Below are 22,758 nucleotides of genomic sequence, written 5' to 3'. Positions count from 1 at the left end.
GCGGGCATGTCGCCGGTGCGCGGCACGATGGCATAGCGTATCGGCAGGATGGGGATACGTGCGCTGCAGGCGGGGCCGGAGGTGGCGCTGCTGACACTCGCGTCATTCATGGTTGGGCTCCCTGCTTTCGATCAGTGTGTGCAGTTCGCGAAGGCGACCTTGAGGTGATTCTTCAAGGTTGGTGTAGATCTTCCCGGCTTGTTCATCACGCATGAGCCACATATGTCTGGCGATCAGCCGGACGAACTGCCCGGCGACTTCCTCGTTGCGAAAGTTGAGCGCTTTCAGTTGTGGCAGCAGGGTTTCAATCCAAAGCCTGATATCGGCCAGCGTGTGGCTGTCGTGTTGTGGCAGGGCCGACACTTCGTGCGCCAACGTCAGCACGAAGTGTTCGTGCATGCCTGTTTGCAGCCGCTCAAGTTCAAGCTTGCTCAGCAGCAACGGGGCTTGCGAAAAGGAACGGACAGAGGTCGGGCTGCGTTCAAGGGCTTTCCACGTGTGGGCCGGCCCCCAGTTGACTCGCCAGGCCAGCGAAGTCACAGGCCCGAGCCAGGCCGCCCGATGCTCGTCATCCAGCGCGTCCAGCCAGGCTTCGAGGTGGTCGGGTCTGAACTCGAAAGTGGCCAACCCGTGATCCGGAAGCGAGACTTGCACAAGGCTGGTGAAATGGTTTGCCAGCTCGGCAAGGCCAGTATCGGCATCCAGCGCGATGGCGGCGCCAACGGGCATCCAGGTTGCGATTGCGTAAGCAAGCAGTTCAGGCGCGTCTGACACGTCTACCAACAAAGGCCCGAAGTCATGACGTTCGTCCAGAGCACTGCGTCGCCACACCCACGCATGCTGGGTATTGCGGCTGACTTCATTGACAAGCTCGAGCACCGAAGGGGCATAGGCCGGAACCAGCTCTCCATTTTCGAGTATTTGCGATATTGGCCTATAGGCCCAGTACTCGAGCGTGCGGGTAAGAAGCAGCAAAAAACGCGCGTTGTTTGCGAAGTCCGCACCTGGCAGCGTGTTTGAGTGCACTGTTTTCATCGGCCTGGCCCTCTGCTGCAGCGGCAGTCGGGCAAGGGGCAGGAGCCATCGGGTTGGCGCCCGCACTGGCGGTCCAGGGGCTTGCCATTGACCGGCGCGCTACTGATAGAAAACGGGTTACCTGCACCTTCTGCCGATTGCAGCAACTGGCCATTGATGCGGATTGTCGGGCCGTCGAGCGTGATGCCTGTCTCGTCGATCTGGATGGAGCCACCGGGGCCTCGGATGATCACTGCCTCTGCCGTCCTCAGCTCATAGCGGCGTGTTCGCCTGCGGATCTCGACGCCGGCTTCAAGCTCGGCATGCCCTTCGACCTGCTGCTCGAGGTTGCCGCCAATGCGGGTGTGATGATTGGCAGAGATCTGGTCGTGGCGGTGATTGCCGATGGTTTCAACACGGTCCTTGGCGATCTTGATGATCTGGTTTCGACCGATATCAAGCGCGGCGTCTTGCCCAATACTGACGCGCTCGTCATTGCCAACCGTCTCGGTACGGTCATGGCCAATCAGAATCGACTCGTCGTTGTTGACCTCTTCCTTGCGGTCATTGCCGACCTGGGTCGTCTCATCGTGCCCGACCACAATGTTCTGGTCTTTCTGTGCGTGGATGAACACTTCTTCCTGGCCCAGCTCATCTTCAAAACGCAGTTCATTGAAGCCAACACCCTTGTGGGTCTGGCTTTTGATCGTCATGCGCGTCTTGTGCCGGGGCAGGTCGTAAGGCGGTAGTTGGTCACCGCAGTACGTACGTCCGGTAATCATCGGTTGGTCAGGGTCACCGTTGACGTAGTGAATGATCACGTCCTGACCGATACGTGGAATGGCCATGGCGCCCCAACTGCCACCCGCCCAGCCTTGGGATACCCTGACCCAGCAGGAGCTGAACTCGTTGTTCTGGCTTTCGCGGTCCCAGGGAAAACTGACTTTCACCCGTCCCCATTCATCGCAATAGATTTCCTCGCCCGGCGGGCCGACAACAGTGGCCATGTGCGGCCCGTCTACCTGTGGCTTTTCCAGGGGGGCAGGGCGCCACTCAGTTCGACCGGGCACCAGTACTGCGGTCTGCTCGTAGCGGGTGCTTTGATCGACGCCAACGGCTTCCTCTTGCAGGCTGGTGAGCTGGGAGCCTTTATGCCTGACCGATTTCACGCGCCAATGGGTGTTGAGGTCGTCACGTGGGTGACCGGTCAGGTTGAAGCTCAGGCCCGGTTGCAGGCGCACGTCATCACCTTGTACTTCCGCCAGCCGCACATCGTGACGTAGGGCGGTTATGCGGTTTTCAGTGAACGGTTTACCTACGACATCGCGCTTGTAGCGGCCGGGGTAGTCGAAATACTCGTAATCGGCGGACTGGTGCTCCAGGAAAGGGCCGGCGGCTCTGTGCTCCTGGCGGTAGGCTGGATGGGTGAAGGTGTGGTCGCGCTGAACCTGGCGTGCCGTGCGGACCTGCTCGCTGTAGTTCAAGCGGCGCAGACAAGGCATTGGCTGGTCGCCACCGCTGCTGAATTGGTAGAGGACTGTGTTGGGATCTAACGCCTCATCGTCATCGTAGAGGCCCTCGTCTTCATCGTCGGTCTTGCTGGCGCCATGACTGATCAAACCCAGTGATTGCAGCCGATCAGTGATGATGAGTTTGTGCAGCTTTTCACTGTGGGCGAAGCGATAGACGAAGCCTTCTTCGGCAGCCAGGCGAGCAATGAACGCAAGGTCCGTCTCGCCGGCTTGAACGCAGAACTCGCGGACCTGATGGTCCATGCTCGAGCGCAGTTCGTACTGGTTGATGCCTTGGCGCTCGAGCATCAGTTCAAGAATTTGTGGGACAGTCTTCTGTTGGAAGATGCGCCAGTTCGAGCGCAGGTTGGCACGGGCCAGTTGTGGCTCGACCAGCGCGTGGTAGTAGGTGCGGTAGAAGCCACTTTCAGCCTGGCTGAAGCGGCTGACCACACCGTGCACGTAGCGCACTGGGCGTTCACCTTCCCAGATGGTGAAGAGCACAGGTTTGTCGAGCAAATGACCGAAGTCGATGTCGTTCTCGAAGCTGATCAATTTCAGCGCCAGCTCGAAGGGCGTACTGATCCCCTCTCGGAGTTCGAACGACACCACTTCGAATTCGGCTTTTCCAACTAAAGGCTGGAAGCTGTATCGCAAGTCAGAATGGGCAGGCATAAGCAGTCCTTGTCGCCGGCTGACATTTAAGAAAGTCCGGGCAGGCACGCCTGCCCGGTTGCCGTGCCGCTACATCAAACTGCAGTCTCTTTGGGCTTGCGCCAGTCGTCCCCGCCTGCGGTACTTGCAGTGATGTGCTCCCATTCAATGCCACGGTAGGCCATCGAGACCTTGAAGAACTGAGTGAAATCCTTGTTGTCCTTGTCTTGGATGTGCGGCATTTCAAGATCGATATCGACAATCACCGCGTCGATCAGCTTCGTTGTGAAGAAGCGCTCTTGAGTGCCCTCGACCGAGGTCCGGTACCAGCTGAGTTCGACGTTTGGCAGCATTTCTCCACTGGACAGCGCGCTGTACAGTAGCGGTACCGCTTTGTTCAACGCGCACGTGAAGATCAGCGGTCCATGCACACGTTGTCCAGCCGGCTGACCGCTTTGCGGATCCGTGGGCACGGTGATTCGATGATTGACTTGCTGCACTAGAATTTGGTCTTCGTGGCCTTCCTGGTAAATATTGCCGACGGAGTCAGCGGTGAAGGCATCCTTTGTGATGTTGCCTTGTTGCGTCCCTTCGATCTTGATGTAAGCGGGTGTTGGCATGGCAGTTTCTCCTGCGTCCATGTGGATAAAGCACGCGCACTCAGGGCGGCGTGGCCATCGGAAACGATGGGCTTGTCAACGAAGCAAACGCCTCGTCAATTCGTTGAATTCCCTTACGCCGGATGTCGGCTGGTTACTGCTGCAAAATGCCGTTGAGCGACGCCAGCACCTCGGTGGTGATCAAGTGCAGGCGGTAGCTGTAAATGCTGTAGGCCACCGCCATGGCGGTGGCGGAAATCAACAACGGGCTCCACCACGGCCATTGCCGGTTCATGCGGAAGTTGCGGGGGGCGACGTTGGTGTAGGGATCGCCGACCGATTCCGGCACGGGGCCGCGCAGTTCGCGGATGATTCCGTGAAGTTGGTGAATAAGCCCGTTCAGTGACTCTTCGCCCTTTGGCGCGATGGCGTACTTGCCCTTCAGGCCCAGGCACAGCGCGAAGTACATGAATTCCAGTACATCCTGGTAGCGTGCCGGCTCCAGCATCAGGCGCGAGAGCACGGTAAAGAATTTCTCGCCACCCCAGGTTTCGTCGTGGAAGATGCTCAGCAGGGGTTCCTGGCTCCAGCAGCTGGCTTTGCCCCAGGGCCGTTCCATGACCGCCTCATCGATGAAAAGGCACAGCCCGTACGAGTACGCGAGCAGCTGGGTGTGCTCGTAACCGTGCTGGCGCATTTCTTCCCGGATGTTGTCGATCTGGTTGCGTACCTGCTGCTGCACGTCCTTGATGTTGGGCAAGGAGTCGAGGGTGCGCAGGCGCATCACCAGGCCGAACAGTGGTGTGGCGGCGTCCAGCATCAGGTTTGCGTAGCCGCCCCGCAGCTGGAAATCTGGATCAGCTGGGTAGCCTGTGTACACAGTCGCTGGCTTTCGCAATCGCTCAGCGCCTTCATCGACGGCTGATGTGGATGAGGCGCCGAACAATGACGCTTCAATCCTCGTCTGCAGGTGTTTGTTCTCAACCTGTGCCGGATCAGTGGGGAAGGTGTTGTTCGCTTCCATGTCACTCGCTCCTGATTGCCCAGAACTGCAGTTCAAGCCCCGGGAATTCGCCCGCGACATGAATGCCGAAACCATTGGAAGTCTTCATGCCCGCCCAGGTCGGGTCGTGACGGTCCAGTTCGAAGTAGGCGAAGCCTGCATGGAAGGGCAGCTCCCGTGGCGCCACGAGCAGCGGCACCAATGGAATACCCGGCAGTTGCAGCGGCACGGCCTCGTTCAGGGACTCCAGCGAAACGATCTTGGCTTTCTGTACGAACATCTGGCGCAACGTTTGCGGTGGCAGATTGGCGCGCACTGCCAGGATGAAGTCGGCTTGATCGATCAGACGACGGTCTTCCAGGGTTGTCGTCATTACACCGTACTTCAGCGTCTCCAGTGGCAGCAACACGGCACGAGGTTGCAGTATCGTGCTCAGTGCCCGGCGCAGCGTTTCTTCCAACGGCTTGAACGAAGTGCGCAGTGCGGTGTGGTGATAGGCAGGGTATTCCTGCGGCAGACGAGTCTCGTCGGTGAAGGTGACGAACTCACCACAGGCCTGGCTCATGCACAGGTACAACTGCTCGGGGTGCGTCTGACCTTGCCTGGCCAGGTGCTGGAAGCACGGCCACCAGCGGTTCATGGCCTGTAACAGGTTGAAGTCGCGAATGTCGGCGATTCCGGACTGGCCGGAGGCGCCGATGCGGGCGGCGAGGTTGCGCGCGCGTTCGCGCAGGGTGTTGGTGATTTCCTCCAGGAAACGTTGCAGCGCCGGTATGGCACGTACCGAAACACTGGTGGGGTAGAACCCTTCATCCAGTTGCAGGCTGCCATCGGGGCGCCGTTCCAGAATACGGGCCAAGGCCAGGCGGGTATAGGCACTGCTGTCGTCGGCCTTGCGTTTTAGCTGCAGGTTGGGCACTGCCAGGTCGACCTGGACCAGGTCACCGTCGGCGCTATGGGTATCCTTGATTTCCTCGGCCTGGGCGCTGTAACGGAAGTTGGCGGCATTGTCGGGCCAGCTCACCTCGCGGCCACCTTCTGTGCGCAGCGGTAGGCACAGGAATATCTCGCTGTCTTTGGCGCCGTCGTCCTCGATCTCCAACGGTGGAGGTGGCGGCAGGTCAGCGGGAATATCGAATACTGTGCCGTCCGGCATGATGCCTCGTGCGCGGGTTATCGCGATTTTGCCGAGGCTCAGGTACTCGTCGTTCAACTGCAGTTCGCTGAACCCGTAGAACGCCGCATTGAGGCTGCTGAGGCGTTGGTGCAGGGCCGCTTCGCTGGCCCGGGTCGCTTGTTGGAAATGCTGCGGTTTGACGAACAGGCCTTCAGGCCACAGGACAGGGTTACGTGAACTCATGAGCGCTCCGTGTCAGCGTGAGTCAATGAGAAGGGCTGGGCTGGCATCAGTCTTCTTCCTTGAGCAGGACCTGCGTGTCGTTGAGCAACACCGACAGGATGATCTGGTGGCCCCGAGGGGGGATGCGCAGCACCTGGCTCCAGGTGGCGTTTTCCTGGTTGCGGTAGTCAGCAATCACCGCAACGAAACGCGTTTCGGGCTCGATGGGTGCAAAGGGGATGAACTTGAACTGGCCGGGCCGCAGCAGGTAGTCGTCATCGCGGATGTAGGTGCTGCGCAGCGCCTTGGCCGGGTCCTGGTCCAGCAGTTCGTAGACGCTGTTGCGCAGCAGGGAGTCGTCGCGCAACTGCAGGATCTTGATGGCCATGGGCGTAGCAACAGGCTCGGTGGCCACGGTGGTGGTGTGGGGTAGGGTCAACACCACGGTCGGGTCTTCGTAGCGGCCGGGCGTACTTTCCTCCATGGGGGAGCGCGCCAAGTCGGCGTCCTCGTCCACCGGCATCGCGACGGGCGACATTGCCGGGAACTGTTCCTGAAGGTATTCGAGCAGCGTCCCGACTTTCTCGGTCAAGGCGTAAGGGTCGCCAGCGCTCAAGCTGACTGCGTAAGGGCTGGGTTCCAGGGGACCTGGCTGCTCAACTGGCGCTTCGACGCTATGGGGGTTGCCATTGAGCGTCGGGCTGGCGTTGATGCTGAACGCGACTTGGGTGGGATGCTCTTTGGTCGCCCCGACGGGCACCGAGGGATCCTTGATCACCTGGCCGATTTTGCCCAGGGCAGTGCAGCCCGAGAGTCCGATCAGCGCCGTCAGTAGGCCGGCCACGAATGAATGACGCGTCATGGGCGATCTCCTGCGATCAGGCGTTCCAGCGGGTCTTCCTGGGCAGGTCCTGCCACGGTGTCCAGTGCCGCCAAAGGATCGTTGCCAACGCCTTGCTCGAAGACCGAGCAGATTTCAACAGCGGCTTCGCTAGTGGCTAGAGCGGGTTGCGACGCTTGGGCTGGACGTTCGAGCATCCACTGGTCAAAAGTCGTCTCTTCAGGACTAATCAAATCCGCCAGTGAGCGTACATCGGCCTGTGAAAGCTGCGCCTGCAGCCGATAGGCGCCAATGCGCAGTCGGTCACCCTCCCGCAACCGCCTGGCGCTAATCGCTCCCAAGCTGTCAAGGCTGTCATTGAGGTAGGTGCGCTGACAGAGGTCGATCACGCAGAAGGCGCCTTCGAGCCAGCGAATCTCGCAGTGGATCGGTGCAACTGTGTGTTCACGGTCATTGATCAGCCAGGTAGCCCCCGCGCTGCCGATGGTGCCGCCTGCGTAATCGAACTGGTGCCGGGCATTGACGTTGTGCTGCAACTGCTCAAGGTTGATGATGCTCAAGGTCATTAGGCTCATGAGCGCCCCCGGAACCGCACGACGGGGCTGATCTGGCCGTAGCGATCATCCACAAAGCTGGTCCAGCCCAAGTAGGCGCCTTTCGTGGGGTGCAGACAGAAAGGTGACAATGCGTTCTGCTTCAGGCGCAATTCCAGGTCGTAGGCCAGGCCATCACGCAACAGGAAGTCGATCAGTGCACGCAAGCGGTTGAAGTTGATGCCGCTGGGCAACAGGTCGCGCAACTGTTCCTGGTCAAGCTCACTGATCACGATGGTGAACTTGCTGCTGCGGGTTCGCGTGCGGCTGCCGACCATGAAGGAGTTGCCCAGTTCGCCATTGCTGCGACCCAGGCTGACCAGTTGCTTGGCCGTAGTGGGAACCGAGCGGGTTTCGAACTCGCGGATGTGCACCTGCGTAAGGTCGAAGCAGTGGGCGATAATGCCGGCGACCGTGCCCGGCGCACGGCTGCGGCTGGCGATGACACCTGCAAAACTGAGCAGCCGGCTCCAGGGCAGTGCCGTGTCGCCGCGCAGCTGTTTGTCATTCAACCCCAGCAGGGCAAAGATGTACTGCGAGAAACCATCGGTCGCGCCAGGCTGGAAACGAATGTAGTAGCGGTACTTGCGCCAGATGCGGTGCAGCAGGCTGAGCAAGTAGTGATTGAAGAAGTCGAAGAACGCCGGCCGCACACCAATGCCGTGGGCATGCTCGTACGACACTTCTTCCAGGTAATAGGTCGGCAAGGGCGAGTCAGTGCCGTGCAGACCCATGAAGGTGGTGCACACGCGATAGCGGTCTTCTGTTTCAGGCATGCGTTCGGCCTTGTACACGTCGGACACGGGAAAGGACAGCCGCGGGTCGCTGGCAAGCCGCACGCGCCGGCGTACGGTGGGGTCTGGCCAACGCGGTTCCAGGTCATCCCCGTGCAAGCCGTGCAGGCGTTCCAGCAACTGGAAGAAGTTGTACTGGTGCGCCTCGGCGAGCAGCTTGTCGGCTAGATCAGCGGTTGCTTGCCGGTCTGGATGGGCCATGTGTAGTGCTCGTTGTTGGTGGTGTTGATCACTTCCAGTTGGTGGAAGGAATTGATGCTGGCGTACAGGGCAAAGAAGTGCGCAAGCACGCAACCGAACAGGTACAGGTCGCCTTCGCAGAGGAATGCGCTTTGATCCAGCTTCAGCCGTGTGCGCAAGCCGCGAATGGGCTGGCCCTTGATCAGCCAATCCAGGGGTTCTGTTTGAACATCGCGGATGCCATCGAGGCGCTTGCGGGTGGTGCGGGTTTGCTGGATGTCATGCAGGGCGGCGAAGTCATAGGCATTGATGACCGCTTTCAGCGGCTCGGCTGAGAGCAGCGACAGGTAGTTGAGCGACATGTTGGAGATCAGGGCCCACTGCAACTTGCCGTCCAGTACCGGCCGGTAAGGGCGGGTGGGCGCACAGAGGTTGGTGTAGCTGGCCAGGGGCGGCGTGACCTCGGAAGTCACATTGATGTCATCGACCTTCAATGCCAGTGGCAGATCGCGGTTGGTACAGGTCAGGTCGATGGATGCCGTTTCCAGCTCGCCGATGTAGCTATTGGCATCCGCGCGAACGAAGGCGATACGGTGCGTTACGCCATCGCCCAGCAGTGAGTCTTCAAGCGTGTAGCGGTAGTACAGCGCCGCGCGCCCTTGAACATGTTCGATCTCATGGGCGAACGACTCGAAGGGGCGGAAGGTCCGCAGGTGTTCGCCGGTACTACCGTCTGTTGTGGTGCGGGTACTGACGACCCGATCGACACTGAATATTTCGTAGGCGTGCCGCTCTTTACCTCTGGGCGTGAGGTCGGCCTGGGCGTGCCGATTGGATAAGTCGATCGGTTCGGCGCTGTGGCTGAACAGGTTTACCGCCGGGGTGCAGAACAGGCTGAAATCCGCTTTGCCGATGCGCAACGCGTCAGGTAGTTGGCGGGTGAAATGAAGCTCAATACTCACCTGCTGCGTGGCCTGATCGGTCCAGACTTTCTCCAGTCCGGTTACGCGGAAGAAGTTAAAGCGCTTCGGAAATACAAAGTATTCCTGCAAGATCCGATAGCCGTCGAAAACGTTCTGCGGGTAAGGCAGCAGCCCTTCGTTCGAACTGAAGCCAGGGAAGATGATGCTGCTGGCTGGCAGCCGACGGACCTCGCCATTGATCGTCACTGCGACATGCTTGAGGTAGTGAGCGATCCAGAGGTACAGCGTCCGGGCAGTTTCTGTATCACCGCTCAGGTGGAAATCCAGGCTGTCGCAGCCTAGGGTGTTCAAAGGTCGCTCCACCAAGGTGCTGAGGCCGATGTGCGCCACTGAACTGTCAAGCGTCTGGGTGGCACTCACCGATTCGATCTCGAACGGATGGATGTCCACAGCCATGCAAGTGCGAAACTCACAAGGCACGCCGTCCACGGGTTTGGAGAACAACCGTGAGCCCTTGGCTATGCGTTGCGACTGGCTGAGCGCTTGCTTGCGTGGCGTGAACTGTATGATCGTGGCGCTCGGCAGGGGGCGCAGGTAGTTCGGCCACAGCAGCTGCAGCATGGGGTGCGTCAGCTCTGGCAGGTCATCCTCCAGCTTGAGCCGCAGCCTGGCTGTGAGGAAGGCAAAGGCTTCCATCAGGCGTTCGACATCCGGGTCACTGCCGCCCTTGCCCAGCAGGCGGGCAAGTTGTGGGTTGTCTTTGGCGAAGTCGTTGCCGAGCTCATGCAGGTAACGCAACTCTTCGCTGAATCGATCCTTAAGTGACATCGGTTCACCTCACTCGGGTGTAGCGGCTATGGCCGTTGACCAGCAGCTCCAGTTGCAGCTGCTCCTTGTGGTTGTTGACCAGCACGTGGCAGTCCAGCCTGAAGTGCAATTCCAGCGGGGCGTGACAATCAGGCATGGCTTTGAGCGAGCGCACCTGCACACGCGGTTCGAAACGCCGGATGGTGCGGCGAATGTCGGCGCTCACCTGCTTCAGCAGGTCGCCACTGCTTACGTCGTGCCCGTTGAAGTCACGCAGGCCCAGCTCAGGGCTGCTTTGTGAGCAGCCCTGGCGAGCGTTGAGCAGCGTTTCCAGGTGGTGCTTGATGGCGGCAAACTTCTTGGCAGCGTTCTCTTGCCGAGAGGGCGTGCGGCTTACAGACCGATGCGTCACCAAGCGATCAAAGAAACCACTCATTGGGTATCAAGCCGGCCGACCAGTGAGATTTCAAAATTCGCGCCCATGTACTTGAAGTGCGGGCGCACAGCGAGCGAAACCTGGTACCAGCCCGGATCGCCGGCAACGTCCGACACCTCGACACGCGCAGCACGCAACGGGCGACGGCTGCGTACATCCGCTGACGGGTTCTCTTGGTCGGCGACGTACTGCTTGATCCACTTGTTGAGTTCGGACTCCAGGTCTTTACGCTCTTTCCAGCTGCCGATCTGCTCGCGCTGCAGCACCTTGATGTAGTGGGCCAGGCGGTTGACGATAAACAGGTAGGGCAGCTGGGTGCCGAGTCTGTAATTGGTCTGTGCTTGCAGCCCTTCGGGGGTCTTTGGGAAGTTTTTCGGCTTCTGCACGGAGTTGGCCGAGAAGAACGCGGCGTTGTCGCTGTCCTTGCGCATGGTCAAGGCGATGAAACCCTCTTCGGCCAGCTCGAACTCCTTGCGGTCGGAAATCAGTACTTCGGTGGGGATCTTGGCCTGCAATTGCCCCAGCGCCTCATACAGGTGCACCGGCAGGTCTTCGACAGCACCGCCCGACTGCGGGCCGATGATGTTCGGGCACCAGCGGTACTTGGCGAAGCTGTCGTTGATGCAGCTGGCCAGCAAAAAGGCAGCGTTGCCCCACAGGTAGTTGTCGTGCTCCCCGTCGATGTTCTCGTGGTAGTGATAGCTCTGGATGGGGTTTTCCTGCGGGTGATAGGCCGAGCGGAGCATGAATCGCGGTCCGGTCAGTGCGGTGTGGCGGGCATCCTCACTTTCACGGAACGCACGCCACTTCGCATGCCGTGGCCCGGCGAAGATGTCCTTGATCTCTTTCAGGTTGGGCAGCTCTTCGAAGCTGTTCAAATTGAAGAAATCCGGGGACGGTGCTGCGAGGAAGGGGGCGTGCGACATGGCACCCACGGAGGCCATGTAGCTCAGCAGTTTGATATCAGGGGAAGAGGGGCCGAAGTTATAGTTCCCAACCATTGCCGCAACGGGCTCGCCGCCAAATTGACCATAACCCGCGGTGTAAACGTGCTTGTACATGCCGCTGCAGGTAATGTCGGCAGCATTTTCGAAGTCATCGAGCAAGTCCTCCTTGCTGACATGCAGGACTTCAAGCTTGATGTTTTCGCGGAAGTCCGTGCGGTCGACCAGAAGTTTAAGGCTGCGCCACGCCGACTCAAGCTGCTGGAACTCTGGCTGGTGCAAGATGGCGTCCATCTGTTTGCTGAGAACCCGGTCCAGCTCCGCAATCATTTGATCGACGCGGTGTTTGTTAATGAGTTGATCAGGGTCATGGCTTTTGAGTATTTCCGCAATAAAGGCAGATACACCCTGGCGAGCAACCTGGTAGCCCTCTTGTGCGGGTACCAGTTTGGTCTCGGCCATGATCTGGTCGAGCAACGTGGCGTTGCCCAGTGGCTCGCTCGTTGTTTCAACGGCAACAGTAGTGCGGGTTGGCTTTGGCATGGGACGCTCCGTTGTCTCAGTGTTCTTCGGGTGCCTCAAGCACCAGGTTCAGTTCTTCGGCGAGTTGTTTACGCGCCTGCTCGTTGTTCAGCAGGTGCTGTAATTGCTTGCGGAACGCGGGCACATTGCCCAGCGGGCCTTTCAGGGCGACCAGCGCTTCGCGCAGCTCCAACAGCTTGTTCAGCTCCGGCACCTGGCGGGCGATGCGATCGGGCCCGAAATCGTTGATCGACTTGAACTGCAGGCTGACTGCCAGCTCCGCGTCGGGGGCCGTGCTGAGCACCGAGGGCACCGACATGGCCAGGTTGACATCGGCATCGTTCAACACGTTGTTGAAGGTGTGTTTATCGATGCGCATGACCGGCCGGTCTTCCAGTGCACGGGCATCATCCAGGCCGAAATCGCCCATCACCATCATCTTGTGCGGCAGCTCTACTTCGGCTTTTTCATCACCGGTGGCGGGCACGTACTTGATGTTTATGCGTTCTTTGGGTGCAACCGATCCTGTGGATTTTGACATTGCAGAATTTCTCCTTGGTTTGTAGTAGTTCCTAATAGTTGTTTCTGATTTTCACTTTTAGTTTGTAGGAAATTTCCTTCATATCGGTGTGCGCTATAAACACAATGGCGGGCGTTGTTGTTGCTCGCCTAAAAACCATGCCGTCGGTCTCGTTATCTAGTCGAGCGCGAAAGTGTAAAAAAATATTTGTTTGTGGCCTGTGATTTTTATCGGCTAGGCTTTCGCCAGCTTATGGGGTGCGGAATGTTTATGGGTGAGTATCTAGATGCGCTTCTGGAATAGGGTGTATGTATTATTGAGAGGGAATTTTCTTACAATGATTAGGAAAAGTGCTTATGGCATAAGTCTTTCGCTGATACTTGGCTGTATGCCGACATCCGCGTATTCCGATCAGGATTGCCCACGGATCGTGTCCAACCTGGAGCGCTTGGCATGTTTCGATAATTCCGCCGGAACGCCTGCGCACCTTGTGCTTGTGCAATGGACTGCACCGGAGCAGGACTCGCCCACGTTGCACCGCGTGATGGCTCATGAGGCGGGGCGGGCGGCAGACGACCTGACGTTTCGCCTGAGGGCTGAAGAACACGGGCTCATGATCGCCGCGCCTGCGATTGCGTCGGTTACCCCGCACCCCTACCTGGTGATCAGCTGTGTGCAGAACATCTCCAGGTTGCAACTGGTCACTGCCCAGCCCATCGATGCCGGACGCGTGACAATCCGCTTGCGGGGGGAGCGTGGCGCAACAGTGCCGACACCCTGGCAGGTGACGGAAAACGGCCAGGTGCTCGACGCCGGCAGAGGCTTACCGGGCATCGAGCAGATCAAGCAGCTGGTTGGCGCTCATCGCATCCTGGTCGAGAGTGACAACCCGGCAGTCGACGGGTTGATCTTCGATGCTCAAGGTCTGGACCCGCTCATCGACGAGGCGCGCAAAACATGTCGCTGGTAGCAGAGGTCAACGCGCAGGAGATTGCCAGGCTGCTCGCACCCGTCGCCGCGCAGGTGCCCGCCGGCCTGTTTGATGTAGAGGACGAAACCTACCAGGCCATTGACCAGGAAATGGTCAAGCTGGGTGGGCTGCAGGAGTCTTCCATCGACTGGGTCTACATCGAAGAAGCCTCCCGGCAGTACATGGGCCAGCAGTGCAAGCACTGGCGCATCGCCGCACACCTGAGTGTCGCCTGGCTGCGCAGCCGATGCTGGGAGCGCTGGGGCTTTAGCTTGGTACTGTTGGCCGGTCTGGTCGAACAATATTGGGAAGGCTCACATCCGAAACCTGGCCCCAAAGGCTTTCTGGGCAAGCGCAAGCTGGTTGCCCTGATGCTTAATCGTCTGATCGAAGCGTTGCCACGTCTCGACCGCTTCACGTACAGCCCCGCTCACGCGGCGACCGCACAGGACGCGCTGCAACGGCTGCAGCGGCAGCAAGCCGCTGTGCAATTGGATGAAGCGCTGCTCGGTGAGCTTGAGCGCCTTCTTGGCAAACACACAGAGCTTGCCAACGGCGTGGGCGAGTCTCCTGCAGTCTTGACCTCAGCCTCGGTCAAGACCGCTTCGGCGAGCATCAAACCTGCACCGCTGGCCGAGGTCATCGCGAAACCGATGCCTCGCGTGTCGCTGGGCAACGAGCGTGAATCACGAAGGGCCGTGCTGACCATGGCCGAGCTGATCAATCAGCAGGACCCATACGACCCGACGGGCTACCAGCTCCGTCGGTTCGGCTTGTGGGCCCATATACAGGCGGCGCCGCAAACCAGGCAAGGCAACCGAACAGAGCTGATGGCCGTGCCACAGGACATTGCCGGTGATTATGAAGAGGCCATTGCAGGCACCGCGATTGACACGGCACTGCTCCTGCGTATCGAAAAGAGCCTGACGGCTTGCCCCTACTGGATACGCGGCAGTTTCCTGGCGGCAACCGCCGCCACTCGGCTGGCCATGGGCGAGGTGGCTGAAGCCATTCGCGCCGCGACCGCTCGGTTTGTACTGCGCATGCCGGCACTGCAGCAGTTGTGCTTCAGCGACGGCAAGGTGTTTGTCGATGACCAATGCCTGGCGTGGCTCAAGGGCGCACAAGGCGTATCCGGTCAGGTTGCTGCCGCCCAGGAATTTGTCAGCCTGCGCGAGGAACTGGTCAGCCAACTGGAAACGGGCGGCGTCGAGCCGGTTTTGCTCCGGTTGCAGGGGCTGCAGGCAGATTTCCACGCCCCCCGTGAGCGCTGCCATACCACCGTCATCGCCGCTGACCTGTTAGCCGCTCGGGGTGTGTCCTGGCTGGCACGGGACTTGTGCGCAGGAGTCGCCAGAACGATGCAGGAAACCACCGCCAGCGCCTGGGAGCCAGAGGTGTTTCAACGTCTTCAACAGTATGCGGCGCCGCCCATGCAGGCTGAACGGAACAAGGAACGGGAATCACGATGAATCAGTTGTGGAAGCTCTTGAAACGCTGGGGCTTGCCCCTGGTGACCCGCATCGGTCTGGCCATGCCGCTGCTGCTTGGACTAGGTGCTGTGCTGATACTGGTTGCCATCTGGTGGCTCGGCCCGCAATGGACGTGGCGCGAGCAGCAGCCGTTGGCCAGCATGGCCCATCGAGGGCTGGCAAGTCTGGTGCTTGTGCTGGTGCCGCTGCTGTGCTGGCTTGTTGTGTTGCGCAGAGGTAATCGCCGCCTGCAGGCAGAGCGTAATCTGGCAGTGGCCGCCGAACTGGACCAAACGTTGCCATACGTTCAGGCGCAAGAGAAGGCGTTGGACCAAGGGCTTGCGCGCTTTCTGCACAATGCCGGTGGGCGGCGTGCCCTGTACCGATTACCCTGGTACCTGGTGGTGGGCGACCAGAACGCAGGCAAGACCAGCTTCATTGACCGTACCGAACAAAGTTTTTCGCTGACCCGGATCGACAAGGCACAGGCGCGTGGCCGACAGGCGCAAGCCCTGGCCTACCCGATTGGTTGGTGGATCAGTAACGATGCAGTGATCATCGATCCACCGGGTGCCTTCGTCAGCCAGGCGTCGCGCTCAGCCTCACCCGTCGAGGAAGCAAACTCATCGCAAGTGCCGCCCGCTACGCCGGCCAGATTGTGGCAGCACCTGCTGGATTGGCTACTTCGCAACCGTAGTCAGCGGGCCCTCAACGGCGTGTTGCTGGTTGTCGACCTGCCCGTGCTGTTGCACGGCACGCCTGAGCAGCGCGTTGCATTGGCGCAGGTGTTGCGCACGCGGTTGTACGAAGTAAGCAGCCAGCTGGGCTCGCGCTTGCCGTTATATGTAGTACTGACAAAGTTCGACCTGCTGGAGGGTTTTGACCAGCTCTACGCCGGGCTTCCTGCCGCCACACGGGAAAAGATGCTGGGCTTTACCTTCAAGCTCGATTCGAGCGGGACATTCGACGCCTGGCTGGACGAATATGGCAATGGCTACGATCAGTTGATCAGCCAATTGTTCGAGCAGGTTGTGGACCGGCTCGATACGTTGGGCAGTGCGCCATTGCGAGCGAGCCTCTTTTCATTGCACGCTCAACTGGTCGGGCTGCGCCCGATACTGCTTGGCTTTTTGAAAGAAACACTTGCAAGTGATCGGTTCACCACGCCGGCCTTGGTGCGTGGCGTGTACTGGTCTTCGGTCGTACAGCAAGGCGACATGCTCAATGCCTTCGTGCGTGAGGCGGCGCAACCCTACCAGACCAAGCTTCCAGTGCTTGAAGGCAAGGCGCAGGGCAAGGCATTGGCCTATTTCATCCAGCATGCGTTCAAGCGGGTCATCTACCCGGAATCAGGGCTTGCCGCGGACAACATCAGAGTGGCGCGCAACAAGCGGCAGCTACTCTGGGTTGGCTCTGGCGTAGGCGTGCTGGCGTTGTGTGTCGGCATCGCCAGTTGGCAACGCTACTTTGATATCAATGGCGCCAAGGCTACCAGCGTGCTCGCCAAGAGCAGGGAATACAGTCATCACGAAGTGGACCAACGGCTGGACCCGACCGGGCGCAATTTATTGGAGCCGCTGGACCAGATTCGCGACGCGGTATCGGTGTTTGGCGACTATCGTGCCGCGTGGCCGGGTGTCGCTGATTTAGGTTTGTATCAGGGGCGTGCCATCGGCCCTCGCGTCGACGAGGCTTACCTCAGCCTGCTCTCCAGGCGCTTCCTGCCGGCCCTGGCCAGCGGGGTAATCGATGCCATGAACGCGGCACCGCCAGGCAGTGAGGAGCAAATGGCTGCTCTCAGGGTTTACCGGATGCTGGAGGATCGCCAGAGTCGCCGGCCCGAGTGGGTCGAGCAGTGGATGGCCCGCCAGTGGCAGCAAAAATTCCCTGGCCAGGGGCAACTGCAAGGCGACCTCATGCGGCACCTGAAATATGCCTTGGCTTATGCCGACACCGAACTGCCACAGTACAGCCAGCGTATCGCCGAAGTGCAGCAGACTTTGCGCAGGCTACCGCTGCCAGAACGGGTCTACGCGAGCCTTAAACAGCAGGCCGCAGAGCAGTTGCATACAGGCCTGGACCTGCGCAATCAGGTCGGGCCGGCCTTTGATGTGGTATATCAGCCATCTGCCGGTACCAGGCAGGTTGAAGGCGTCTTGTTGGCGCCAATGCTTACGGCCAAGGGCTTCAAGGAGTACTTCGAACCCCGTAGTCAGCGGTTCGCCGAACTGGCGATGGTCGATGAGTGGGCGTTGGGAGAGCGCGACCAGTTGGATTACTCCGATGCCGACCGCGTGGCGCTGAGCGAACGGTTGCGCAACTTGTACAGCGCCGATTTCATCGACAGTTGGCGGCGTGCCCTGAATGCTTTTTCGGTGGCGGACTTCCGCGATCTTGATCATGGCGTTGCGATCCTGCAGCGGTTCACCGGGCCTGCGGCCCCCTTGCATCGGCTGCTGGATACCGTGAAGGAAAACACTTCGTTGGCATCTGCTGTGAACGTTGATGCACCTGAGGCTTCTGGAGCGCTGCAACCGACAACCGGCAAGCCTGAACTCCAACAGGCGTGGGCCATTCAGCGTGCCTTTGCAGGGCTGAGTGCCATGTTGCAAGCAACGGGGGAGAAGCCCAGTTACTACGATGAAACCCTTGGCGCCATTGCCGCTGTTCATGATTACGCCAAGGCGGTGCAGGGCAGCCCGGACAGAGGTAAAGCGGCACTCCAGGCTGTGCATCAACGTTTCTCGATGACGGGCCAGGATCCAATTGGCACTTTGCAGCGGGTGGCCAACGGCTTGCCAGAGCCGATCAGCCATCAAGTCAGGAAACTGGCCGATCAAACGGCAAAAGTACTGAACGTCGAAGCCCTGCGTGAGCTGGAGCGCCGCTGGGATGCCGAGGTGTACAGCTTCTTCCAGCAGCGCCTGGCCGGCCGCTATCCCTTTGTGGTGAGAGCGCCTGATGCATCTCTGGACGACTTTGAAGCATTCTTCGGACCAAAGGGGCGGCTACAACAGTTCCACGACCAGTACCTGAAAGTCTTCCTGAAGGACAACCTCGAAGCTCTGCAGGCGGGTCAGAAAGGGCAATCGCTAATCCGCAGCGATGTGATCGAGCAGCTGGAATTGGCCGACCGCATCCGCGAAACCTTCTTTGATCAGCGCGGCAACCTGAGCGTGCAGTTCAGCATCGAACCCTTGGGGCTGAGCGCGAACCAACGTACCAGCCTGCTAGACCTCGACGGCCAGTTGATTTCATACACCCATGGTCCGAGCCAGATCATTGGCATTGTCTGGCCCAACACGCTGGGGCAGCACGTGCGTAGCAACCTGACGCTGCTGAGGCAGAACGGCAACAGCAGCAGCCTTGAGTACCGTGGGCCGTGGTCGATGTTCCGCTTGCTCAGCCGTGGCGCGCTCAATGGCCGCACAGCGACCAGTGTGGACCTGAGTTTCAGGACCGGAGATGGTGTGATGCGCTATCGGCTCAATGCAGAAAAGGCCTTCAATCCCATTACCCAGCAACCTTTCAAAGACTTCCGCTTGCCGCGAGGCTTGTTACAACAGCCAGTCAATGGCATGCAAGTGGTGCTGTCGGATGAGCAGTCGTTATGAAAAGGGAGCCTACAGCCTAATGCCAGTCAGTCAAGCCATTGCCCCGGCTTTTGATTTTGCTTCTAAGCGCGCGATAGTTCAGGCGCCGCAGATTGCGACTTCAGGAGGCCGAGCGAAGTCGCAATCTGTAGCGCCTGGACTATCGCGCACTTAGAAGCAAAATCAAAAGCAGAGCTGCCGGCTGGCGCTGGCGCTCCCTAACAGCGACCGGTTAAGCAATTTGGGGCCGCACAGCAATTCCAGTAGCCTTAACTGACTGGCATTAGCCTACAGCCCGCACAACGTTTTGCCTGCCAGGTAGCCGAAAGTCATCCCCGGCCCCAAGGTAATACCACCACTCGGATAGTGCCCGCCCATCACGCTGTGCATGTCGTTGCCCACCGCATACAACCCGGGAATTGGCTGCGCCGCGTGGTCCAGCACGCGGGCCGTAGGGTCTGTTGCCAGGCCGGCAAAGGTACCCAGGCTGCCAGGCAACAGCTTGACCGCGTAAAACGGCCCGTGCAGCAGTGGCCGCAGCGACGGATTCGGCGCTTGCATGGGGTCGCCCTGCGCCCTGTTGTAAGCCGATGCGCCACGCTGGAAGTCGGGGTCTTCACCCTGTCTGGCATGTTGGTTGAAGCTTTCGACCGTACGTTGCAACTGAGCAGCATCAATCCGGCAACGCTGTGCCAGTTGCGCCAGGCTGGCGCCAACCTGCAGATAGCCGCAGCGTTGATAAAAGCGTGCAGGGAAGGGAAAGGGCTTGGCCCAGCCAAGGCCATAGCGACGTTGCGCGGCATGGTCGCAGAGCAACCACGCTTCCGGCTGTTCGCCCGGCGGCGTGGCGGCAAACAGCGCGTTCATGAAGTCGTGATAGCAATCGGCTTCGTTGGCGAAGCGTCGGCCATCGCGACGCACCGCAATGAAGCCGGGCTTGGCGCGGTCGATCAAGTGCGGAAAGTGGCCGACACTGCCATCGCGGCGTGGCACCTGCGATACCGGCGCCCAGGCGCCAGCATGGGCGGCAGTCGTAGCAACCAGGCCGCCGGCCTGTTCGCCCAGGCGCAGGCCGTCACCGCTGTTTTCCCTGGGGGCGGCCGAGTAATGCTGGCCACCCTCCGGTGCATGCGGCATCAGTTGCGCGATGCGCTGGCGGTCATGCGGGAAGCCGCCGCAAGCCAGCACCACGCCCCGGCGCGCTTGGATCAGCTGGCCGTCGGCAAACTGCGCGCCTTTGACGCGCCCTTCAGCCAACAGGTGAGTGGCCGGTTTGTCGGTCAGCAAGGTTACGCCAAGATCGAGTGCGCTGCGCAGCAGGCGTGCCACCAGCGCGTTGCCATTCACCAACTGCTGGCCGCGCCGGTGCAGCAGCAGGTCGCGGCCATGGCGCAGCAAGCGCTTGCCGACATGCAGCGCGGCCTTGGGCGAGCGGGTGGCGTTGAAGAAGGCGGCCATGTCGGCACCACCGGCGATGCCCATGCCGGCCAGGCTGACGATGTCCAGCGGTGGGCGCAGCTTGTACAGCCAAGGCCCGAGCAAGCGCCCGTCGTAGGGCAGGGCGCACAGTGAACGGCAACCGCGTGCGCTGCCGTCTCCTTCACGCATGTCGGGCATACGGCTGCCGCTCTGGAACTGCACGGCCGTGTGCTGCTGGAAAAACGCCACCATTTCCGGGCCATGACGCAAGAACGCCTGTTGGCGCGGGTCCAGGTCGCGGGTGTGGGTTTGCGCACGCAGATAACGTTCCGGGGCATCGTCGGCTTCTACGATGCCTTCGGCGATGGCCAGCGGGTTGCGCGGTATCCACAACCAGCCCCCCGACCAGGCACTGGTGCCGCCCAGCTGGCTGGCTTTTTCCGCAACGATCACGTGCAGGCCGTGATGCGCGGCGGTTACGGCAGCAGCCAGGCCGGAGGCGCCGGAGCCGATGACGAGTACGTCACATTCGAGGGGTTGCATGGAAGTGTTCCACCAGTGCGTCGGGAAGTGGGCAAGGCTTACTGCAGCGGCGAAAAGCCGGTCGGCCGCAGCAGCCGGGATTGCAGGCGCACTACCGCCCCCAGCTCGCGGTTGCGCCGCGAGAATTCGGCCCAGCGTGGGTCCGCCGCCATGGCTGCACGGCGTGCCATGCGCTCGTCGAGGCTGGCATAGCCCCAGATGTGCACCACCTGGTTGACGTCGCCGAACTCGCTGGTGAAAAAGCCCACCAGGTTGCCCAGGTGTTCGCTTTGCACATCCAGTGCATGGCTCTGGTACAGGGCCAGCCAGTCGGCCATTTTCAGTGGGTCGAGGGTGTAGGTTCTCAGTTCGTAGTACATGCCGGGGTCTCCATGTGGGTGGTCGGCGCCTGCAGGCGCGCGGTGATGTGGTTGGCAGCGAGCCAGCCGAAGGTGAGGGCAGGGCCCAGGGTGATGCCAGGGCCGGGGTAGGTGCCCTTCATCAGTGAATTCATGTCGTTGCCGACCGCGTACAAGCCGGTGATGGGCTGGCCGTTACGGTCAAGCACGTTGGCTGCGGCGTTGGTCACCAAGCCACGGGCCGAACCCAGGTCGCCGGTATGGATGCGAATGGCGTAGAACGGCCCGCTGGCCAGTGGCGCCAGGCAGGGGTTGGGCGTGTGCTGCGGGTCGCCCATGTAGCGGTTGTAGCTATTGCCGCCTTTGCCGAACGCGCGGTCGATGCCGTTGCGGGCATCGGCGTTGAACTGCTCGAGGGTTTGCGCGAATACCTTTGGGTCGGCACCGATCACCTGGGCCAGCGCCTGTACTGTTGCGGCCCGGTGCAGGTAACCGGCATCGATCAACGCCTGGTTGTTCACTGGCTTGGGGCGCGCCAGGCCCAGGCCGTAACGGTTCATTGCTTCGGCATCGCAGACCAGCCAGCAGCTGGCAATGCCCTTGGCGAACATGGTCTGCACGAAGTGGTGGTATGAGTCGGACTCGTTGACGAAGCGCCGCCCGGCAGGGTCTATGGCAATAACGCCCGGCTTGGCGCGGTCGGTAACCAGGTGCGGGAAGCGCTCGCGCTGGCCACTGGCATGGCGCAATTCGGAAACCGGTGCCCAGAAAAAATTGGCTGCCAGGCCTTCGCCCGCCGCAGCCGCGACGGCCTCGCCAAGGCGCAGGGCGGCGCCGTCGTTGCCCGCAGGTGACATGCTCAGGTGCGGCGCCCCCTGGGCCGGGCGGTAACCTGCGGCCAGAGCGCCGGCGGCAAACCCGCCCATGGCGCACACCACGCCGCCGCGGGCCATTACCCGCTCGCGGCGGCCCTCGCGTTGCACGATCACGCCAATGACCACGCCGCGTTCGACGATCAGTTCCACGGCCTCACTGCGCAACCACAACTGGGTGCCGTGGGCGAAGGCGCTGCTGGCCAGGCGGGCGATCAGGGCGTTGCCGGTGGTCAGCCGGGTGCCTCGTGGGTGCTGCAGCCGGTCCCGTGCATAGCGCGCCATCAGTTTCAGGCAATGCCACAGGGACCTGGGCGATTGGCGAATACTGAGGAAATGCTGGATGTCTACGCGGTTGACCATCATGCCGCCGAACAGCAGCATGCCGGGCGGTGGCATCTGCAGGTCCTTGAAGCGCGCGCCAAGGTGCTTGCCGTTGTATTCGACCATTTCCAGCGCCCGGCCAAACTGGGTGGCGCCAGGGGCGTCCGGGTAGTAGTCCGGCGAGTGCGGGCGCAGGGCATAGCGCAGCTCGGTGTTCTGCTCCAGCCAACGCAGGGCTTTATGGCCTTGTTCGATAAAGGCATCGGCCAAGACGGGGTCGTAGCCGTCGCCGAGGACGTGCTTGAGGTAGGTACGCATGGCCTCGGGTGTGTCCTTGGCCCCGGTGGCGCGGGCCTGGTCGGTGCCATACAGCCATACCGCACCGCCGGAAATCGCCGAGGTGCCGCCAAAATGACTGGCCTTTTCCACCACCAGCACGTTCAGCCCGCGGCGGGCCGCCGTGGCGGCAGCGGCAAAACCACCCGCGCCGCTGCCCAGCACAACCAGGTCAACGTTGTGTAGCCTGTGTTCATCAGTCGCCATGGCT

18 protein-coding genes are annotated in these 22,758 nt (G+C 60.7%); 3 read left to right on the top strand and 15 right to left on the bottom strand.

The window, feature by feature from the left end:
• Positions 1 to 102: 102 nt before the first annotated feature.
• The 12 genes from ACI2KG_RS01980 to tssB form a co-directional block, all read right to left on the bottom strand.
• Entirely contained in the window at positions 103 to 1,035 is a 933-nt protein-coding gene (locus ACI2KG_RS01980; protein ID WP_404660593.1) for a DUF4123 domain-containing protein, read from the bottom strand.
• Positions 1,032 to 3,200, bottom strand: a complete 2,169-nt coding sequence (locus ACI2KG_RS01975; RefSeq protein ID WP_404660592.1) for a type VI secretion system Vgr family protein — start codon at positions 3,198 to 3,200, stop codon at positions 1,032 to 1,034. Before ACI2KG_RS01975 ends, ACI2KG_RS01980 begins: the two co-directional genes overlap by 4 nt.
• A gap of 74 nt (positions 3,201 to 3,274) precedes the next feature.
• Positions 3,275 to 3,799 (bottom strand): Hcp family type VI secretion system effector, encoded by a 525-nt coding sequence (locus tag ACI2KG_RS01970; RefSeq protein WP_404660591.1) that lies wholly within the window; start codon positions 3,797 to 3,799, stop codon positions 3,275 to 3,277.
• A 133-nt stretch (positions 3,800 to 3,932) separates the two neighbouring features.
• A complete protein-coding gene (gene icmH, locus ACI2KG_RS01965) occupies positions 3,933 to 4,862 on the bottom strand; it encodes a type IVB secretion system protein IcmH/DotU (RefSeq protein ID WP_404660590.1) in 930 nt (309 codons plus the stop codon).
• The gene (gene tssK / locus ACI2KG_RS01960; protein WP_404660589.1) at positions 4,804 to 6,141 is read right to left on the bottom strand and encodes a type VI secretion system baseplate subunit TssK; all 1,338 of its coding nucleotides are present in this window, start codon (positions 6,139 to 6,141) and stop codon (positions 4,804 to 4,806) included. Before tssK ends, icmH begins: the two co-directional genes overlap by 59 nt.
• 46 nt (positions 6,142 to 6,187) lie before the next feature.
• Positions 6,188 to 6,982 (bottom strand): type VI secretion system lipoprotein TssJ, encoded by a 795-nt coding sequence (gene tssJ, locus ACI2KG_RS01955; RefSeq protein WP_404660588.1) that lies wholly within the window; start codon positions 6,980 to 6,982, stop codon positions 6,188 to 6,190.
• Positions 6,979 to 7,536: an FHA domain-containing protein gene (locus ACI2KG_RS01950; protein ID WP_404660587.1), complete on the bottom strand. Its 558-nt coding sequence runs from the start codon at positions 7,534 to 7,536 to the stop codon at positions 6,979 to 6,981. The genes tssJ and ACI2KG_RS01950 overlap by 4 nt, the downstream gene beginning before the upstream one ends.
• Positions 7,533 to 8,549, bottom strand: a complete 1,017-nt coding sequence (gene tssG / locus ACI2KG_RS01945) for a type VI secretion system baseplate subunit TssG (RefSeq protein WP_404660586.1) — start codon at positions 8,547 to 8,549, stop codon at positions 7,533 to 7,535. The genes ACI2KG_RS01950 and tssG overlap by 4 nt, the downstream gene beginning before the upstream one ends.
• Positions 8,513 to 10,279 (bottom strand): type VI secretion system baseplate subunit TssF, encoded by a 1,767-nt coding sequence (gene tssF, locus ACI2KG_RS01940; RefSeq protein WP_404660585.1) that lies wholly within the window; start codon positions 10,277 to 10,279, stop codon positions 8,513 to 8,515. Before tssF ends, tssG begins: the two co-directional genes overlap by 37 nt.
• A 4-nt stretch (positions 10,280 to 10,283) precedes the next feature.
• Positions 10,284 to 10,694, bottom strand: a complete 411-nt coding sequence (gene tssE, locus ACI2KG_RS01935; RefSeq protein WP_404660584.1) for a type VI secretion system baseplate subunit TssE — start codon at positions 10,692 to 10,694, stop codon at positions 10,284 to 10,286.
• Positions 10,691 to 12,181 carry a type VI secretion system contractile sheath large subunit gene (tssC, locus tag ACI2KG_RS01930; RefSeq protein ID WP_404660583.1) on the bottom strand — a complete coding sequence of 497 codons (1,491 nt, stop codon included), beginning with the start codon at positions 12,179 to 12,181 and terminating at the stop codon, positions 10,691 to 10,693. The genes tssE and tssC overlap by 4 nt, the downstream gene beginning before the upstream one ends.
• 16 nt (positions 12,182 to 12,197) lie before the next feature.
• Positions 12,198 to 12,701 carry a type VI secretion system contractile sheath small subunit gene (gene tssB / locus ACI2KG_RS01925; RefSeq protein WP_404660582.1) on the bottom strand — a complete coding sequence of 168 codons (504 nt, stop codon included), beginning with the start codon at positions 12,699 to 12,701 and terminating at the stop codon, positions 12,198 to 12,200.
• Between the two features lie 409 nt (positions 12,702 to 13,110).
• Between tssB and vasI the strand changes: the two genes are divergently transcribed.
• From vasI to tssM, 3 genes are read left to right on the top strand one after another with little or no spacing between them, the layout of a single operon-like run.
• A complete protein-coding gene (gene vasI / locus ACI2KG_RS01920) occupies positions 13,111 to 13,650 on the top strand; it encodes a type VI secretion system-associated protein VasI (protein WP_404660581.1) in 540 nt (179 codons plus the stop codon).
• A complete protein-coding gene (tssA, locus tag ACI2KG_RS01915; RefSeq protein WP_404660580.1) occupies positions 13,638 to 15,122 on the top strand; it encodes a type VI secretion system protein TssA in 1,485 nt (494 codons plus the stop codon). The genes vasI and tssA overlap by 13 nt, the downstream gene beginning before the upstream one ends.
• Positions 15,119 to 18,736: a type VI secretion system membrane subunit TssM gene (gene tssM, locus ACI2KG_RS01910; RefSeq protein ID WP_404660579.1), complete on the top strand. Its 3,618-nt coding sequence runs from the start codon at positions 15,119 to 15,121 to the stop codon at positions 18,734 to 18,736. The genes tssA and tssM overlap by 4 nt, the downstream gene beginning before the upstream one ends.
• Before the next feature lie 267 nt (positions 18,737 to 19,003).
• Here tssM and ACI2KG_RS01905 read toward each other — a convergent pair whose 3' ends face one another.
• Genes ACI2KG_RS01905 through ACI2KG_RS01895 form a run of 3 tightly spaced genes read right to left on the bottom strand, consistent with a single transcriptional unit; the run spans position 19,004 to position 22,754 of the window.
• Positions 19,004 to 20,677: an FAD-dependent oxidoreductase gene (locus ACI2KG_RS01905; RefSeq protein ID WP_404660578.1), complete on the bottom strand. Its 1,674-nt coding sequence runs from the start codon at positions 20,675 to 20,677 to the stop codon at positions 19,004 to 19,006.
• A 38-nt stretch (positions 20,678 to 20,715) separates the two neighbouring features.
• A complete protein-coding gene (locus ACI2KG_RS01900; protein ID WP_404660577.1) occupies positions 20,716 to 21,036 on the bottom strand; it encodes an NIPSNAP family protein in 321 nt (106 codons plus the stop codon).
• Positions 21,021 to 22,754, bottom strand: coding sequence for an FAD-dependent oxidoreductase (locus ACI2KG_RS01895; protein ID WP_404660576.1), 1,734 nt, complete (start codon positions 22,752 to 22,754; stop codon positions 21,021 to 21,023). Before ACI2KG_RS01895 ends, ACI2KG_RS01900 begins: the two co-directional genes overlap by 16 nt.
• Positions 22,755 to 22,758: the final 4 nt, after the last annotated feature.

Source organism: Pseudomonas sp. NPDC089407 (assembly GCF_044900445.1).
Taxonomy (GTDB): Bacteria; Pseudomonadota; Gammaproteobacteria; order Pseudomonadales; family Pseudomonadaceae; genus Aquipseudomonas.
Note: the sequence above shows the minus strand (reverse complement) of the source record. Positions and strands in the feature narration are given on the sequence as shown.